The organism is Rahnella victoriana (assembly GCF_021276285.1).
GTDB lineage: Bacteria > Pseudomonadota > Gammaproteobacteria > Enterobacterales > Enterobacteriaceae > Rahnella > Rahnella victoriana.
Genome location: NZ_CP089919.1, coordinates 1,679,814 through 1,696,517, shown reverse-complemented (window position 1 = coordinate 1,696,517; position 16,704 = coordinate 1,679,814). Strand labels below are relative to the sequence as shown.

The 16,704-nt window shown below is 53.9% G+C and carries 14 protein-coding genes; 6 read left to right on the top strand and 8 right to left on the bottom strand.

Going from position 1 to position 16,704, the window contains the following annotated elements; translation table 11 throughout:
- Positions 1 to 60 precede the first annotated feature (60 nt).
- The 6 genes from J9880_RS07805 to dnaA all read right to left on the bottom strand — a co-directional run bounded on the left by J9880_RS07805 (position 61) and on the right by dnaA (position 8,457).
- Positions 61 to 1,323, bottom strand: a complete 1,263-nt coding sequence (locus J9880_RS07805; RefSeq protein ID WP_119825576.1) for a DUF3748 domain-containing protein — start codon at positions 1,321 to 1,323, stop codon at positions 61 to 63.
- Positions 1,324 to 1,349: 26 nt separating this feature from the next.
- Positions 1,350 to 2,165 carry a sugar-phosphatase gene (yidA, locus tag J9880_RS07800; protein ID WP_195817562.1) on the bottom strand — a complete coding sequence of 272 codons (816 nt, stop codon included), beginning with the start codon at positions 2,163 to 2,165 and terminating at the stop codon, positions 1,350 to 1,352.
- Positions 2,166 to 2,307: 142 nt separating this feature from the next.
- The gene (gene gyrB, locus J9880_RS07795) at positions 2,308 to 4,722 is read right to left on the bottom strand and encodes a DNA topoisomerase (ATP-hydrolyzing) subunit B (RefSeq protein ID WP_095924027.1); all 2,415 of its coding nucleotides are present in this window, start codon (positions 4,720 to 4,722) and stop codon (positions 2,308 to 2,310) included.
- Positions 4,723 to 4,741: 19 nt separating this feature from the next.
- Positions 4,742 to 5,830, bottom strand: coding sequence for a DNA replication/repair protein RecF (recF, locus tag J9880_RS07790; RefSeq protein WP_112287222.1), 1,089 nt, complete (start codon positions 5,828 to 5,830; stop codon positions 4,742 to 4,744).
- Positions 5,831 to 5,960: 130 nt separating this feature from the next.
- A complete protein-coding gene (gene dnaN / locus J9880_RS07785) occupies positions 5,961 to 7,061 on the bottom strand; it encodes a DNA polymerase III subunit beta (RefSeq protein ID WP_013573353.1) in 1,101 nt (366 codons plus the stop codon).
- A 4-nt stretch (positions 7,062 to 7,065) separates the two neighbouring features.
- Positions 7,066 to 8,457: a chromosomal replication initiator protein DnaA gene (dnaA, locus tag J9880_RS07780; RefSeq protein WP_013573352.1), complete on the bottom strand. Its 1,392-nt coding sequence runs from the start codon at positions 8,455 to 8,457 to the stop codon at positions 7,066 to 7,068.
- 685 nt (positions 8,458 to 9,142) lie between these two features.
- Here dnaA and rpmH point away from each other — a divergent pair.
- The 5 genes from rpmH to mnmE all read left to right on the top strand — a co-directional run bounded on the left by rpmH (position 9,143) and on the right by mnmE (position 12,996).
- The gene (gene rpmH / locus J9880_RS07775) at positions 9,143 to 9,283 is read left to right on the top strand and encodes a 50S ribosomal protein L34 (RefSeq protein ID WP_009637487.1); all 141 of its coding nucleotides are present in this window, start codon (positions 9,143 to 9,145) and stop codon (positions 9,281 to 9,283) included.
- An 18-nt stretch (positions 9,284 to 9,301) separates the two neighbouring features.
- Positions 9,302 to 9,661, top strand: a complete 360-nt coding sequence (gene rnpA / locus J9880_RS07770) for a ribonuclease P protein component (protein WP_071823635.1) — start codon at positions 9,302 to 9,304, stop codon at positions 9,659 to 9,661.
- Complete coding sequence (gene yidD, locus J9880_RS07765) at positions 9,625 to 9,882, top strand: membrane protein insertion efficiency factor YidD (RefSeq protein WP_095924029.1); 258 nt, start codon at positions 9,625 to 9,627, stop codon at positions 9,880 to 9,882. The genes rnpA and yidD overlap by 37 nt, the downstream gene beginning before the upstream one ends.
- 2 nt (positions 9,883 to 9,884) lie before the next feature.
- A complete protein-coding gene (yidC, locus tag J9880_RS07760; protein ID WP_095924030.1) occupies positions 9,885 to 11,519 on the top strand; it encodes a membrane protein insertase YidC in 1,635 nt (544 codons plus the stop codon).
- 112 nt (positions 11,520 to 11,631) lie between these two features.
- Positions 11,632 to 12,996, top strand: a complete 1,365-nt coding sequence (gene mnmE, locus J9880_RS07755; protein WP_119825582.1) for a tRNA uridine-5-carboxymethylaminomethyl(34) synthesis GTPase MnmE — start codon at positions 11,632 to 11,634, stop codon at positions 12,994 to 12,996.
- Positions 12,997 to 13,067: 71 nt separating this feature from the next.
- Here the strand turns inward: mnmE and J9880_RS07750 are convergent, their stop codons facing one another.
- Positions 13,068 to 13,667: a short chain dehydrogenase gene (locus tag J9880_RS07750; protein WP_095924032.1), complete on the bottom strand. Its 600-nt coding sequence runs from the start codon at positions 13,665 to 13,667 to the stop codon at positions 13,068 to 13,070.
- A gap of 101 nt (positions 13,668 to 13,768) precedes the next feature.
- On the opposite strand from J9880_RS07750, the gene J9880_RS07745 reads away from it, so the two are divergent.
- Entirely contained in the window at positions 13,769 to 14,656 is an 888-nt protein-coding gene (locus tag J9880_RS07745; RefSeq protein ID WP_133823009.1) for a LysR family transcriptional regulator, read from the top strand.
- A 75-nt stretch (positions 14,657 to 14,731) separates the two neighbouring features.
- On the opposite strand, the gene J9880_RS07740 is transcribed toward J9880_RS07745, so the two are convergent.
- Positions 14,732 to 16,627 (bottom strand): methyl-accepting chemotaxis protein, encoded by a 1,896-nt coding sequence (locus J9880_RS07740; protein ID WP_095924034.1) that lies wholly within the window; start codon positions 16,625 to 16,627, stop codon positions 14,732 to 14,734.
- Positions 16,628 to 16,704 lie beyond the last annotated feature (77 nt).

The window sequence follows — 16,704 nt, the reverse complement described above, 5'->3', positions numbered from 1 at the left end:
GTACAAAAGCCGGCCAACACTATGGGATCGTTTCAAACCCTGGCCGGTTTACTCAAAGAACTACCGAGCGTGAGTAACAAAAATCTGAGCGAATTCCCCACACTGGCGCATAAACGCCACTTTACTGCCATCCGGTGAATACACGACTGCATCAGCGCAAGGCGCAATCTCCGTTCTCTGCGTTAACCGCTGCATTTCTCCGCTTTGCACATCCAGACGCATCACGCTGTTGTCGCAGACCAGCGCCAACGACTGTCCGTCCGGACTCCAGCTGAATGCGGACTGAATGCCGTGCTCACAATGGCTGATTTGTACCGGCGCGCCGCCGTTGGGTGATACAGTCCAGACCTGAACCACATCGTTTTTATCTTTCATCAGAAACGCAATCCGGGCGCCATCCGGTGAAACCCGCAACCAGTGACGCGGCTGGCTCGCCACGCCTTTTTCAGTGAACGTGATCCGCCGCTGTTTCACGCCGTCGGGTGGCGCAGGCAGTGTTTCCGCCGTGCCCTGCAAAGGTTTATCACCCGCCTGACGGTAATCCGCATCATTCTCAGGTAAATCCACCACGAAGATTTCCGGATGCTTTTCGCCACCAGCAGAAAGGGTATCGCCGATAAAGGCCAGCGCCCAGCGCTGACGGCTGCCATCCGGTTTTATATAGCCTTCGCGGCCAATCCAGCCCTCTTCATAAGCCCGGTTAATCTCATCACTGCCGGGCTGCGGTGTGGCCGTCGTTTCGCTGACCAGGACGCTGAAATGGCTGCCATCATATTCACGGGGGTGATGTTTTGGAGGTGTGACCGGATGCCCTGAAATCGCCACACCGACATTGCGCAGGTCGAGTGCCGGATCCCGCTCATGTAAGACATGGTCGTTGTAGGTAAAACTCAGGCGTGAACTGTCCGGGCTGAAAACGTGCACATGCGTGCCACCCCGCAACGCACCGGGGGTAAAGGGGGCGGTGATATCCATCGCATCCAGCGTGACGGCACCGGCGCGCTGCGGCTCCGAGACCATCACACCGCGCCGGTGATGAAAATCGTACTGCCAGTTTTCATCGGGATTTTCCGGGCCATGAATAAACACATAACGCGCGGGATGTTGCAGGCTGACCGTTACCACGCCGACGTGCGCGCCATCCTTCGCCTGATAAAGCACTTCCGTCTCACCGCTTTCAATATTCACACGCTCAATGGTTGAGCCGGTAAAAGAACCGCCGTGCGGACGGACGTCATACACCAGCCACTGGCTGTCCGGCGTCCAGACGTTAATGTTGGTCAGCTGGTGCCCGCGGGCATCAGCGGTAAGCTGTTTTTCCATGGCCGCGAGGCTCCTTCAGGGCAGGATCAGACGTTGAGTACGAATTTCTCAATGGCAAAGGCCACGCCGTCTTCCATGTTGGTTTTGGTCACGAACTGGCTGACGGCTTTGACGCTGTCGAGCGCATTGCCCATCGCCACACCCGTTCCGGCGTATTCAAGCATCGCAATGTCGTTTTCCTGATCGCCGAGGGTCATCACGCTTTCACGTGCGATACCCAGTTTTTCGGTCAGGGTTTTCACGCCTTCGCCTTTATTCACGTGTTTATCCAGGATTTCGAGGAAATACGGCGAACTTTTCATGATGGTGTAGCGTTCTTTCGCTTCTGCCGGAAGCTGGCTGATGGCGCGATCCAGCAGTTCCGGATCATCAATCATCATCACTTTCGGGAAGGTCAGCGCCGGATCCATTTCTTCAGCAGGGCAGAATTGCAGCGGAATACCGGTGGTGAAAGATTCATGCACGCTGTATTTGCTGATATGACGGTTGGCGGTAAACAGGTCTGTTTTGGTCAGTGCGTGGAAGTGAACACCGAGCTGACGGGCCAGTTGTTCAAAGTAGTGATAATCTTCAATTCTGAGGGCTATTTCGGCGATCACGCTGCCATCTTTGGCATTATGCACCAGCGCACCGTTGTTGGTGATGCAGTAACACCCTTCCTGCTGTAAATCCAGTTCCATCAGATAACGCTGTACGCCAATAAAAGGACGGCCAGTCGCCAGAACGATTTGCACACCCTTTGCCCGTGCTTCTGACAACGCTTTTTTAACGGCAGGAGTGACTTCATGTTGCGGATTGAGCAACGTCCCGTCCATATCAATTGCAATTAATTCAATAGCCATAGCATCCTCAGAGTTTAAATAACCTGCTTCAATGCTAACGCGATTAGCCGCTGTAAAGCCAGCCGGAATGCGGGTCGCGTCAGACGAAAAAAAAGTCCGAAACGGTTTCCCGGTTCGGACTCTTTATCAGCTCAGACCCTTATCAGATATCGATATTGGCGGCTTTCAGGGCGTTCTCTTCGATAAAGGCGCGGCGCGGTTCAACCGCATCGCCCATCAGCGTCGTGAACAACTGGTCAGCGGCGATGGCATCCTTCACGGTCACACGTAACATGCGACGTTGCTCAGGATCCATGGTGGTTTCCCACAGCTGCTCAGGGTTCATTTCACCCAGACCTTTGTATCGCTGAATCGACAGACCACGACGGGATTCTTTCACCAGCCATTCCAGCGCCTGTTCGAAGCTGGTCACGGGCTGACGGCGTTCGCCACGTTCGATGAAGGCATCTTCTTCGATCAGGCCGCGCAGCTGTTCGCCCAGCGCACAGATTTTGCGGTATTCGCCGCCTTTGATGAAGTCGGCATCCAGATCGTAATCGGTATCAACACCGTGGGTGCGGATACGCAGAACCGGCTCGAACAGCTGATGTTCGCGGTTTTCACGCACGATCGCGCTGTAAGAACTGCCGTGCTGCTCTTTCTCGTTGAGACGCGCCACCAGCGATTCCATCCAGGCCTGCACTTTCGCCTGATCAGCCAGATCTGCACCCGGCAGGGTCGGCTGATAGATCAGGTTATTCAGCAGCGCACGCGGATAACGACGTTCCATGCGGCCAATCATTTTCTGCACGCTGTGATGTTCAGCGACCAGTTTCTCCAGCGGTTCACCCGCCAGGGCTGGCGCATGAGCGTTGGCGTGTAACGTTGCCCCGTCCATCGCAATGGAAATCTGATACTGATCCATCGCTTCGTCATCTTTAATGTACTGTTCCTGCTTGCCTTTTTTCACTTTGTACAACGGCGGCTGGGCGATAAACACGTGGCCACGTTCTACAATTTCAGGCATCTGACGGTAGAAGAATGTCAGCAACAGGGTACGGATGTGCGAACCATCGACGTCGGCATCGGTCATGATGATGATGCTGTGATAGCGCAGTTTGTCCGGGTTGTATTCGTCACGGCCAATGCCGCAACCGAGTGCGGTAATCAGCGTGGCCACTTCCTGAGAAGAGAGCATTTTGTCGAAGCGCGCTTTCTCAACGTTGAGGATTTTACCTTTCAACGGCAGAATCGCCTGGTTCTTACGGTTACGGCCTTGTTTTGCAGAGCCGCCCGCTGAGTCCCCTTCCACTAAGTACAGTTCGGAGTGAGCCGGGTCGCGTTCCTGACAGTCCGCCAGTTTGCCTGGCAAGCCAGCCAGGTCCAGCGCGCCTTTACGACGGGTCATTTCACGGGCTTTACGTGCTGCTTCACGGGCACGCGCTGCGTCGATGATTTTACCAACAACGATTTTGGCGTCTGACGGGTTTTCCATCAGGTAATCCACCAGCTTCTCGTTCATCAGCGTTTCAACGGCCGTTTTCACTTCGGAAGAAACCAGTTTGTCTTTGGTCTGAGAAGAGAACTTAGGATCCGGAACCTTCACCGACACCACAGCAATCAGGCCTTCACGGGCATCGTCACCGGTGGCGCTGATTTTAGATTTCTTGCTGTAGCCTTCTTTATCCATGTACGCGTTCAGGGTACGGGTCATCGCCGAACGGAAACCGGCTAAGTGAGTCCCGCCATCGCGCTGTGGAATGTTGTTGGTGAAGCAGTAAATGTTTTCCTGGAAACCATCGTTCCACTGCAACGCCACTTCAACGCCAATGTCATCTTTTACCGTGGAAAAATAGAACACGGTCGGATGGATTGGGGTTTTGTTTTTGTTCAGATATTCCACGAAAGCTTTGATACCGCCTTCATAATGGAAGTGATCATTTTTACCATCACGCTTGTCCAGCAGGCGGATAGCCACGCCGGAGTTCAGGAATGACAGTTCGCGCAGGCGTTTCGCCAGAATGTCATACTCGAATTCAGTGTGATTGGTGAAGGTGTTGAAGCTTGGCCAGAAACGTACCGTGGTACCGGTCACGTCAGTATCGCCAATCACTTTCAGCGGATCCTGAGGCTCACCGTGCACGTAAGTCTGAGTATGGACTTTGCCTTCGCGGCGGATAACCAGTTCCAGTTTTTCCGACAGGGCGTTAACGACGGAAACACCCACGCCATGCAGACCGCCGGAGACTTTATACGAGTTATCGTCAAATTTACCGCCGGCATGAAGAACGGTCATGATGACCTGAGCAGCAGAAACGCCCTCTTCTTCATGAATACCGGTCGGAATGCCACGACCATCATCCTGTACGGACACAGAGTTATCCGCATGGATCGTGACCTGAATCTCTTTACAGTGGCCCGCGAGGGCTTCGTCGATAGCGTTGTCCACAACCTCGAATACCATGTGGTGCAGACCAGTGCCGTCATCGGTATCGCCGATATACATGCCGGGGCGCTTACGCACCGCGTCCAGCCCTTTTAATACCTTGATACTTGAGGAGTCATAAGAATTCGACATCAACGTTTCTCGCTCATTTTTAGTCCTGTGATAGAACGGCTATTTTACCTTGTTCCACGCGGAACATCTTGCCCTTTTCACCCATCATGTCGGTCACTTGCTCAGCGCTTATCGCACTGACAAAAACCTGTGCCTGGGTGGCTTTCAGGCGATCGGCCAGCAACCGACGTCGGTCGGCGTCCAGCTCAGAGGCAAAATCGTCAAGAAGATACAGGCAACGCCGCCCGCTCTGTCGGGTGAGAAACTCACCCTGCGCCAGTCTCAGCGCGCACATCAGTAACTTCAACTGCCCGCGGGACAGTAAATCTTCCACCGGCGTGCCGTCGGCACGAATGCGGAAATCCGCTTTATGCGGGCCTGATGCGGTATAAGTTAAGGCTCTGTCGCGCTCAAAATTACGCTCCAGCAACTCGCCGTACTCCGTTTCCTTGTCCCATCCACGCTGGAAAGAAAAACTGAGGGCGAATTCAGGCAGGAATTGCGCGCAGGTCGCACTGATATCAGCCGCGATCGCGTCGCTGTATGCTGCCCGCCATTCGCTAATGCGCTCGGCTAACGGGATCAGCTCCTGATCCCAGGCGCGAATTTGCGCATAACGACTCACCTGTCGCAGCGCGGCGTTGCGCTGCTTGAGTAACCGTCGCAGGTTGCTCCAGGCGATAAAAAAACCGGGGTCGTGATGAAAACAACCCCAGTCAATAAATGCCCGCCGGTACTTCGGCCCGCCATTAAGCAGGGTGAAGCCTTCGGGTGTGATCAATTGCATCGGCAGCATCTGTGCCAGCTCAGACACTTTGTGTCCGTCACTGCCATCAATGCGCACTTTACTGTCGCCCTGACGGCTTTTGCTCAGGCCAATCGACAACTCACGATCACCGCCGTCATCCACACGCGCATGGAGAACAAACTCCGGCTGATCGTGACGGATAACGCGTCCGGCCTGCAAACTGCGAAAAGCGCGGCCATGCCCCAGCGTATAGACCGCTTCGAGCACGCTGGTTTTACCGCTGCCATTGGGACCGACCAGAAAGTTAAAACCGGGCGACGGATCTAAATCCGCCGCCTCGATGTTGCGGAAATCTTTTATCAGTAAGCGCGTTAAGGCCATCTACATCCATTCCAGGGCGTCATCGTCGCAGCCAGTTTGCGTGCGGACAGCGCACAGCAAGCGGAGCGTACTCAGGTACGTGACATTGCGGGCACTGCCCAATCGCAAAATGACAAGTAAGATCGCCCGATCAGAGCCTCATCGGCATGACGACATACGCCGCCGACTGACTGGCCGCGTCTTCGATCTGCACGCTGGAAACAGAGTCGGTCAGCAGAAGATTCACGTCTTCGCACTTAAGCGCATTAAGCACATCCAGCACGTAACTGACGTTAAAGCCGATTTCCATTTCGGTGCCTTCGTAGCCGACATCCAGAATTTCTTCTGCTTCTTCCTGTTCCGGGTTATTCGCGGTGATTTTCAGCTGGTTATGGCTGACATACAAACGCACGCCACGGAATTTTTCATTGGACAGGATCGCTGCACGGGCAAACGCCTGTTTCAGCAAATCGCAGCCTGCCTGCAGCGTTTTGTCCGGATTTTTCGGCAATACACGGCGATAATCAGGGAAACGACCGTCAACCAGTTTGGACGTAAAGATAAAGTCGCCGACGTGAGCACGGATATTGTTGCTGCCGATTTGCAGCTGCAATGTGGTGTCACCGCCATCCAGCAGACGCACCAGTTCCATCACGCCTTTACGCGGCACGATGACCGAATGCGAAGGCAGCGACTGGCCGATCGGCATAGAACATACCGCCAGACGGTGGCCGTCGGTGGCAACAGTACGCAGTTCTTCACCTTCGGTTTCGAACAACATGCCGTTTAAATAATAACGCACGTCCTGATGAGCCATCGAGAACTGCGTGGCTTCGATCAGACGTTTCAACGTGGCTTGCGGCAGGGTGAATTCTACTTCGCTTTGCCAGTCGTCGAGATTAGGGAAATCCGTCGCCGGCAGGGTCGACAGCGAGAAACGGCTGCGGCCTGATTTTACCAGCATGCGGTCGCCGTCGAGAGCGACGGAAATTTCCGCGCCTTCGGGCAATCCACGGCAGATATCAAAGAATTTACGCGCCGGTACCGTGGTGGCACCCGCTTCATGTGGCTGAGACAGCGCGACTTTCGCCACCATCTCCATTTCCAAATCCGTCCCGGTCAGCGACAGCGCGCCATCCGTCACCTGTAATAACAGGTTACCCAGAATAGGCAACGTAGGTCGTCCACCCAGCGGGCTACTGACCTGTTGCAGTGGTTTCAGCAAATGCTCACGTTCAACAATAAATTTCATAGCGCTAGGAAGATAATGTTCTGATTAAGTTGGAGAAATCTTCTTTGATGTCGTGACTTTCTTCACGCAACTGCTCGATTTTACGGCAGGCGTGCAACACCGTGGTATGGTCCCGACCACCGAACGCATCGCCGATTTCTGGCAGGCTGTGGTTGGTCAGCTCTTTCGCCAGCGCCATCGCCATCTGGCGTGGGCGGGCTACCGAACGGGAGCGCCGTTTGGAAAGCAGGTCAGCGACCTTGATTTTATAATATTCGGCCACTGTTTTCTGAATATTATCAATAGTGACCAGCTTCTCCTGAAGCGCTAACAAATCGCGCAACGCTTCACGAACGAAGTCGATAGTGATCGCACGGCCGGTAAAGTTGGCATTGGCGATCACGCGGTTCAGTGCGCCTTCAAGCTCACGCACATTGGAACGCAGACGTTTAGCAATAAAGAAGGCCACTTCGCCCGGCAGACGGATATCGTTCTCGTCGGCCTTTTTCATCAGGATCGCTACGCGGGTTTCTAATTCAGGCGGCTCGATCGCCACCGTTAAACCCCAGCCGAAACGCGATTTCAGACGATCTTCTACACCGTTGATCTCTTTTGGATAACGATCCGAGGTCAGGATGATCTGCTGATTGCCTTCCAGCAGGGCATTAAAAGTGTGGAAGAACTCTTCCTGCGAACGCTCTTTATTGGCAAAGAACTGAATGTCATCGATGAGCAATGCATCGACAGAACGGTAATAGCGTTTGAACTCTTCAATGGCGTTGTTTTGCAGGGCTTTGACCATGTCCTGAACAAAACGCTCGGAGTGCATGTACACCACTTTGGCATTGGCTTTGCGCGCCATGATGCCGTTACCGACCGCATGCAATAAGTGGGTTTTACCCAGGCCGGTGCCACCATAAAGGAAGAGCGGGTTGTATGCGCCACCCGGATTATCCGCCACCTGACGCGCCGCCGCGCGGGCCAGCTGGTTGGATTTACCTTCTACGAAGTTATCAAAGGTATGTTTCGGGTTGACGTTAGAGCGATAAGACAGCTCGGGCTGAACCGGTGAGCTGTCCCAGCTTGGACGGGAAGGCGCCAGACGTGGGATCGCAGGCGCAGCCTGTGAACTGACACTGGCCGCGACAGGCTGGCTGACGCGTTGGATCACCGGCTTGCTGCCGACTTCAAATCGCAGCAACGGTGCATCCGTGCCGCAGAAATCATTAAGCAAGCCGTTAATATTGTTTAGGTATTTGTCACGAACCCAATCCAGGACAAAACGATTCGGGGCGTACAGCGCCAGCGTATTGTCGTTGAGTTCCGCCTGCAGGGGGCGTATCCACATACTGAATTCTGTGGCAGGTAGTTCATCCTGCAAACGGGCAAGACATTGCTGCCAAAGCGAAAGTGACACGGCGGACTCCACTCGAACAAGTATCAAAAAAGAAAAGGATCAGGATATTTTTTAAATCATGATTTTTGGCACACGTTCCGCCCGGCAATGGGGGAAATTTCTCTCACCACCCTGTCAGTGGCGTAAAGTCACGTGCGAACCGCTTTTTACGGTTTGTGTCGATCACTTCCCTGCTGGGATCGCGATCGGAATGGCGGATCATAACGCAATCCGGCACAGAGATCCTCCCCTTCCTGACAGTTTAGATCCTTTTTATCCACAGGCAGCGATCGGCAAGTGGGTAAGCTTAGCCGATCCTTTTTAAATTAGGCGATGTAATCATCACTCTGGTGAAAAAATAGGAGTCCGCTGAGCTAAATTTCATCACATTGCGAGAAAGATCTCATGCCTGTGGATAAGGATCAGCCGAGGATCCTTGCGATTTATGGCAGAGTCCGTATAATCCTCAGCCCTACGTGTGAAGCCTGTGTTCCTGATGGTCATAACCAGATGGATATTGCGGTGTGACCACGGGCAATTCTGGTAAACACTTGAACCATTTCTGGCAATGTAAATTGACTCAGGACTGTACAGTTATTACAATCCCGCTTCTTTATATGTTGCGACAAAGGCACCGGTCGTTTTTTCGCCGAAATGTCTTCGCGTTTACTGATCAGTAATAATTTAAGTTTAGGTAGAAATCGCCATGAAACGCACTTTCCAACCGTCCGTATTGAAGCGCAACCGTAGCCACGGCTTCCGTGCTCGTATGGCCACCAAAAATGGTCGTCAGGTTCTGGCTCGCCGTCGTGCGAAAGGCCGTACCCGTCTGTCAGCTTCTAAGTAATAAAAGCTAACCTATTTAGTGGTTAAGCTCGCTTTTCCCAGGGAGTTACGTTTGTTAACTCCCCGTCATTTCACTTTCGTCTTCCAGCAGCCACAACGGGCTGGCACGCCGCAAATCACCATACTCGGCCGCCTGAACGAGCTGGGGCATCCCCGCATCGGTCTCACCGTCGCAAAAAAACACGTCAAACGCGCACATGAACGCAATCGGATTAAACGCCTAACCCGCGAAAGTTTCCGGTTGAATCAGCACACGCTGCCGTCGATGGATTTTGTGGTGGTCGCCAAGAAGGGTGTCGCCGATTTAGATAATCGCGCGCTGACGGAAGCGTTGGAGAAATTATGGCGTCGACATTGCCGACAGGCTCCCGCATCCTGATAAAGCTGATACGTGGTTATCAGTTATTCATCAGTCCGTTGCTCGGGCCACATTGCCGCTTTCGACCAACCTGCTCTCAATACGGTATTGAAGCAATTGGTCGTTTTGGCATGTTAAAAGGCAGTTGGTTGACTTTGAAACGCGTATTAAAATGCCATCCTTTGAACCCAGGTGGTGATGACCCCGTACCGCCGAAAACCGACAATAACAGAGAACACTAACGATGGATTCGCAACGCAATCTTTTCCTCATCGCTCTGCTGTTCGTGTCTTTCATGATCTGGCAGGCATGGCAAACGGACCACGCTCCGCAACCGGCCAACCAGACCACGCAACAGACTGCGAACACTGCAAACGGTGATGCTGCTAATCAGGCTGTTCCTGATAGCGGACAGGGCAAATTAATTACAGTTAACAGTGATGTGCTGTCATTAACGATCAACACCCGTGGTGGCGACATTGAGCAGGCTCTGCTGAAGGCGTACCCGACGACTTTAGGCTCTGACCAGCCTTTCCAGTTACTGGAAACCACTCCTAATTTCCTCTATCAGGCGCAAAGCGGCCTGACAGGCAAAAACGGTCCAGACAATCCGGCTAACGGCGAACGCCCTCTGTTCCAGGCGAGCTCCGATACCTTCACAATGGCTGAAGGCCAGTCTGAACTGCGCATTCCGATGACTTACACGGCGGCAAACGGTGCGATTTACACCAAAACCTTCGTGATCAAACGTGGCTCTTACGCGGTAAACGTTGAATACAACATCAACAACACCACGGCAGCCCCGCTTGAACTGACCATGTTTGGCCAGCTGAAACAAACCACCGAATTGCCTAAGCACCGTGATACCGGCAGCAATAACTTTGCTCTGCACACGTTCCGCGGCGCGGCATACTCCTCAAGTGATGACAAATATCAGAAGTACGCGTTCGATAAGAGCGAAGCGCTGAATGTCACCACACAGGGCGGTTGGGTTGCGATGTTGCAGCAGTACTTTGCTACCGCGTGGATCCCGTCAGCGAAAGACACCAATACCTTCTTCACGACCACCAATAACGGTATCTCAACGATTGGCTTTAAAGGCACGCCGTTTACCGTTGCACCAGGTGCGCAGCAACAAGTTGCGTCTATCCTGTGGGTTGGCCCGGAAATTCAGGACAAGATGGCCGCTATCGCGCCTCACCTGGATCTGACGGTTGACTACGGTTGGTTGTGGTTCATCTCTCAGCCACTGTTCAAACTGTTGAAATTCATTCAAGGGTTTGTCGGTAACTGGGGCTTCTCGATCATCGTAATCACCTTTATTGTCCGCGGTATCATGTACCCACTGACCCGCGCACAGTACACGTCGATGGCGAAAATGCGTATGCTGCAGCCGAAACTGGCCGCCATGCGTGAACGTATCGGTGATGACAAACAGCGCATGAGTCAGGAAATGATGGCGCTGTATAAGTCTGAGAAAGTGAACCCGCTGGGGGGTTGTCTGCCGCTGGTTATTCAGATGCCAATCTTCCTGGCACTGTATTACATGCTGTCTGGTTCCATTGAATTGCGCCATGCGCCATTCATCCTGTGGATCCATGACCTGTCAGCGCAAGACCCGTACTACATTCTGCCGGTTCTGATGGGTATCACGATGTTCTTCATCCAGAAGATGTCGCCGACCACCGTCACTGACCCGATGCAGCAGAAGATCATGACCTTCATGCCGGTCATCTTCACCGTGTTCTTCCTGTGGTTCCCGTCCGGTCTGGTGGTGTACTACATCGTCAGTAACCTGGTCACCATTCTCCAGCAGCAGCTGATTTATCGCGGGCTGGAAAAACGTGGCCTGCACAGCCGCGACAAGAAAAAGTCATAAGTGAATGTCAGGGCGGCTTTCGTCCTGACCGCTAAACTTGATGATTAAAGACAAAGGCGGTCATTTGACCGCCTTTTGCATATCCGTAAAAAGACCAACAGAGATCATTGCTATGAGCACCTCAGATACCATTATTGCCCAGGCAACCCCACCCGGCCGCGGTGGTGTGGGCATTTTGCGCATTTCCGGCCGGGCGGCGCGTGATGTGGCACAGGCTGTCTTAGGTAAACTGCCGAAACCACGTTATGCCGATTATTTGCCGTTTCAGGATGCCGATGGCAGCACGCTGGATCAGGGCATCGCGCTGTGGTTCCCCGGCCCGAATTCCTTTACCGGTGAAGACGTGCTTGAGTTGCAGGGCCACGGCGGGCCGGTGATCCTGGATTTACTGCTCAAACGCATTATCGCGCTCGAAAACGTGCGTATTGCGCGTCCGGGCGAATTCTCTGAACGGGCATTCCTTAACGACAAACTCGATCTGGCACAGGCTGAAGCGATTGCTGACCTTATCGACGCCAGTTCCGAGCAAGCCGCACGGTCTGCGGTTAACTCCTTACAGGGCGCTTTCTCGAACCGTATTCATCATCTGGTGGAAGCACTCACTCACCTGCGGATCTTCGTCGAAGCGGCAATCGACTTCCCCGATGAGGAAATCGACTTCCTGTCCGACGGCAAAATCGAAGCGCAACTGAATACCGTGATGGGCGATCTCGACGCCGTACGTGCGGAAGCACGTCAGGGCAGCCTGCTGCGCGAAGGGATGAAAGTAGTGATTGCCGGTCGTCCGAACGCCGGTAAATCGAGCCTGCTGAACGCGCTGGCAGGCCGTGAAGCGGCAATCGTCACCGATATTGCGGGTACCACGCGCGACGTTTTACGCGAACACATCCATCTCGACGGCATGCCGTTGCACATCATCGACACCGCCGGGTTACGTGAAGCCAGCGACGAAGTGGAGCGTATTGGTATCGAACGTGCGTGGAATGAGATCGAACAGGCGGATTTAGTGCTGTTTATGGTCGACGGCACCACCACGGCGGCCACCGAGCCGGCAGACATCTGGCCAGAATTTATGGCCCGCCTGCCTGCGACGTTGCCGATTGTCGTTGTGCGGAATAAAGCCGATATCACCGGCGAAGCCCTGGGACAAACGGAAGTGAATGGTCACTCACTTATTCGTCTGTCTGCCCGTACGGGCGATGGCGTGGATCTGCTGCGCGATCATCTGAAACAGGTGATGGGCTTCAACCATAATATGGAAGGCGGATTCCTCGCCCGTCGCCGTCACCTGCAGGCGCTGGAACAGGCCGCACAGCATCTGGTTCAGGGCAAAGATCAGTTGCTGGGTGCATGGGCAGGTGAATTGCTGGCAGAAGAATTGCGCCTGGCACAGCAATCGCTGAGCGAAATCACCGGCGAATTTACGTCTGATGATTTGCTGGGGCGGATTTTCTCCAGCTTCTGTATCGGTAAATAATCAGCCCTTCGCCACCAACAAAACCCACATTACCCAATGTGGGTTTTTTATTGGATTCAACAGATTACGCCTTACCAGACTTTATAAACGCGCCCGGTTTGCGCACCTTCCACACTGCGACGATAGGCTTTTGCCACACGCGCTGCCGGTGCCGCCTCAAAGCCGGGGAAGAACGGGCCGTAAGCTTTCAGTGACTCTTCCACCACGGTCGGGCTGACCACGTTGATGCGAATCCCCCGGGGCAGTTCAATCGCCGCGCCACGGACAAAACCTTCCACAGCCGCGTTCACTGTGGTGGCGTTTGCTCCCTGACGGATAGGTTCATCCGCAATAATGCCGCTGGTCAGCGTGATCGACCCGCCGTCGTTCAGGAATGACTGACCGATCAGCGCAATGCGTACCTGCCCCAGTAATTTGTCCTGTAATCCGCTGTTGAACTGTTCTGCCGTCATTTCAGTCAGCGGGCCAAAGTGCAGGCTGCCGGTGGTGGCGATAATCGCATCGACATTTCCCGTGCTGCGGAAAAGCGTTTTCACGCTGTTTTCGTCAGTGATATCGACCTGAAAATCGCCCCGGTTTTTGCCTGCGGTGATGATTTCATGGTCTGCGCCAAACTCCCGAATCACCGCCTGACCTAATGTGCCTGTACCGCCAATCACTAAAATTTTCATCACAGATCCCTCAACGTTGGTTTGTCAGATCATCTTTCACCAAACTGAGGGTTAGATATAGACTCATATTCTTCGTTCTGTTCTAACTCAGGGTTTGTAATGTGGATAAGCTGCGGAATATCGAAGTCTTTGTCAGCGTAGTCGAAACCGGAAATTTCAGTGCTGCGGCAGAAAAACTGGGGATCTCGGCGGTGATGGTCGGTAAACACATTCAGCAACTGGAAAAGCATCTGAATGCCCGCCTGTTGCAGCGCACCACCCGCAGGCAAAGCCTGACCGATGCCGGTGAAGTGCTTTATGAAAACGGCAAACGGGTGCTGGATCAGATGAAATTCACCGAAAGCGCAATGGAAAGCCTGCAAAGCGTGCCGACCGGGCTGCTGCGGGTCAGCGCGCCGGTATCGCTGGGTTCCAGTGTCGTGGCACCGATGCTGGCCCGTTATCTGCAAAAACATCCTGAAGTGAACGTGGAACTGATACTGAGTAACGCCCGGGTCGATTTGATCGGTGAAGGTTTTGACGCGGCGATCCGTATCGGTGAGATCGGCGATGACCGGCTGGTCGCAAAGCCACTGAAGCCTTATGAAATGGTGATCTGTGCGTCTCCGGGGTATTTGCAGCAGTTCGGCACGCCCGTTTCACCGGACGATCTGAAAACGCACCCGTGTCTGGTGCATACCGTCTGGAATCAGAGCGAAGGCTGGCAACTGGCGAATGCAGAACGCACCACGTCGGCGTGGCCGGTGAACAGCCGCTATGTCTCCAACGACGGCCATGCGTTGCGTGCCGCCGCACTGGAAGGCGCCGGTTTGTTATTGCAGCCCAAAGTATTGCTGGCACAAGACATCGCCAGCGGGAAGCTGATCCCGGTGCTTGAATCTTTTATTCCGCAGCCCCGGGCGGTGCATCTGGTGTATCTGCCTGATTTCAGGCCGCGCGCCAAGCTCAACAGCCTGATTAACTTCATGACTGAACACGCCTTTTACTGAGTCATGCCACAAAATGAAAAGCGGTAAGTGATCGCTCACTTACCGTTCAATTAAATCAAATTTAGTCGGACACGATCAGAGTTTAAATCCGGCCACCACGGTTTCCAGCTGAACGGTCTGATCCTGCATCGCCTGCGCAGCAGCAGACACCTGTTCGACCAGCGCGGCGTTCTGCTGGGTGGCATTATCCAGCTGAGTGATCGCAACGTTGACCTGCTCGATACCCAGACTTTGCTCCTGGCTGGAAGACATGATCTCGTTCATCAGCGTCGCCACGTTATTTACGCCGCCCATGACTTCATCCATTGTCGTTCCCGCCGTCGCCACCAGCTCGCTGCCGGTGGAGATATCCGCCACTGAATCCTCAATCAGCTTTTTGATTTCCCGCGCAGAGGTCGCCGAACGCTGCGCCAGACTGCGCACTTCGGACGCCACCACGGCGAAACCGCGCCCCTGCTCGCCTGCACGCGCCGCTTCAACCGCCGCATTCAGCGCCAGAATGTTGGTCTGGAAAGCGATGCCGTCGATCACGCTGATAATATCGACAATCTTGTGCGAGGAACGGGTGATAGAGCCCATGGTATCCACGACCTGTTTCACCACTTCCGAGCCTTTCTCGGCCACAGCCGAGGCATCGCGCGCCAGCTGATTGGCCCCTTCCGCATTGGCGGCGTTCTGTTTCACGGTGCTGGTCAGCTGTTCCATTGACGCCGCCGTTTCCACAATCGAACTGGCCTGTTCCTCGGTACGCGCCGAGAGATCCAGATTACCGCTGGCAATCTGGCGTGAAGCCGAGGTGATTGCCAGACTGCTGTCGCCGACCTGACGGAGAATGGATTGCAGGAATGACAGGAAACTGTTGAAGCTCTGGTTGATCTGATTGAACTCGGGACTGCGGCTTTCCGGCAGACGCTGGGTTAAATCCGCGCCGCCAGCCGAAAGCTGCGCGATGTTTTTATTCAGTGCCGCCAGCTGACGCATGAAAATTTTGATTGCCGCAATCAGGACGATCAGCAGCAGCAAGACCATCGGGATCTGCACCAGCCCCAGACTCGCAAGGATGCTGTGACTGCGCGCCAGCAACTGGCTGGTAGGCATATCCGTGGCGATGAACCATGGCCCCTGAATGTTGCTCATAAACATCGTGTGCGACGTGCCGTCGTTATCGTAATCCGCCACCAGACTGGCCTGACCGTTGATCTGATCCAGACTTTTACGGATTTGCATGGCCAGCGGGGAGGTTTCGCCCAGTGAAGCCAGCTTCGGCAGTTTTTCATCACCGGAATGGCTGGTGCCGACGATGGTGCCGTCTTTCTCCACGATATAAATTTTCGCGTTAACCTTTTTCTCCATTTCCGTCACCAGCTGGTTAAAGAACCCCAGCGTGACATCGATGGTGGCGACGCCCCATTGCTTCTCCCCTTTGTAGATCGGCATGGCGCAGTTGGTTCGCGGCTGAGTGCTGGCATCATCAAAATACGCAGGCGCCCAGACACACTGGCCCTTTTCGCCTTTTGACGCCGCCAGATACCAGGACTGATCGAAATAGTTTGGCGATTCAGCGCTGTTCCAGAACGTATTGACCGTCAGCTGATTGTTATTATTACGGGCAAAGAAGGTACTGAATTTAATTTTGGCCGGATCACGCTGGTTGGGCAGCGGCCAGATCCCCCCACCGAACACCGCCGCATCACCGTACTGATCGACCAGCGCCGGAAGCAAACGATCGATACTGTCGCTGTCCATTTGTGCGACAGTCTGGGTGATGGTACGAACCTGAGACTCGACTTTATTCAGACGGTCATTAATCGCGACCGCCACATCATCCACCTGATTGGCAACCAGATTGCTTTCTGTCTGTTTCAGTTGGGGGGCGATATACACCTGGATCACGATAAGCGTAACGATGACCAGCACAATAAAAAACAAGCTGATCAATGCGATAAAGCGGGATTGCGTTGTTTTTAACATTTTAGGGTACTCACAGGCAAAGCAGCGAGATCGCTGCTTAACTAGTAACGGCATATTCTGACGTTTCTTTATGTTGC

Excerpts from the sequence above, each read along its gene's own strand:
- J9880_RS07805 (WP_119825576.1), bottom strand. The coding sequence starts at position 1,323 with ATGGAAAAACAGCTTACCGCTGATGCCCGCGGGCACCAGCTGACCAAC.
- yidA (WP_195817562.1), bottom strand. The coding sequence starts at position 2,165 with ATGGCTATTGAATTAATTGCAATTGATATGGACGGGACGTTGCTCAAT.
- gyrB (WP_095924027.1), bottom strand. The coding sequence starts at position 4,722 with ATGTCGAATTCTTATGACTCCTCAAGTATCAAGGTATTAAAAGGGCTG.
- recF (WP_112287222.1), bottom strand. The coding sequence starts at position 5,830 with ATGGCCTTAACGCGCTTACTGATAAAAGATTTCCGCAACATCGAGGCG.
- dnaN (WP_013573353.1), bottom strand. The coding sequence starts at position 7,061 with ATGAAATTTATTGTTGAACGTGAGCATTTGCTGAAACCACTGCAACAG.
- rpmH (WP_009637487.1), top strand. The coding sequence starts at position 9,143 with ATGAAACGCACTTTCCAACCGTCCGTATTGAAGCGCAACCGTAGCCAC.
- yidD (WP_095924029.1), top strand. The coding sequence starts at position 9,625 with ATGGCGTCGACATTGCCGACAGGCTCCCGCATCCTGATAAAGCTGATA.
- yidC (WP_095924030.1), top strand. The coding sequence starts at position 9,885 with ATGGATTCGCAACGCAATCTTTTCCTCATCGCTCTGCTGTTCGTGTCT.
- mnmE (WP_119825582.1), top strand. The coding sequence starts at position 11,632 with ATGAGCACCTCAGATACCATTATTGCCCAGGCAACCCCACCCGGCCGC.
- J9880_RS07750 (WP_095924032.1), bottom strand. The coding sequence starts at position 13,667 with ATGAAAATTTTAGTGATTGGCGGTACAGGCACATTAGGTCAGGCGGTG.
- J9880_RS07740 (WP_095924034.1), bottom strand. The coding sequence starts at position 16,627 with ATGTTAAAAACAACGCAATCCCGCTTTATCGCATTGATCAGCTTGTTT.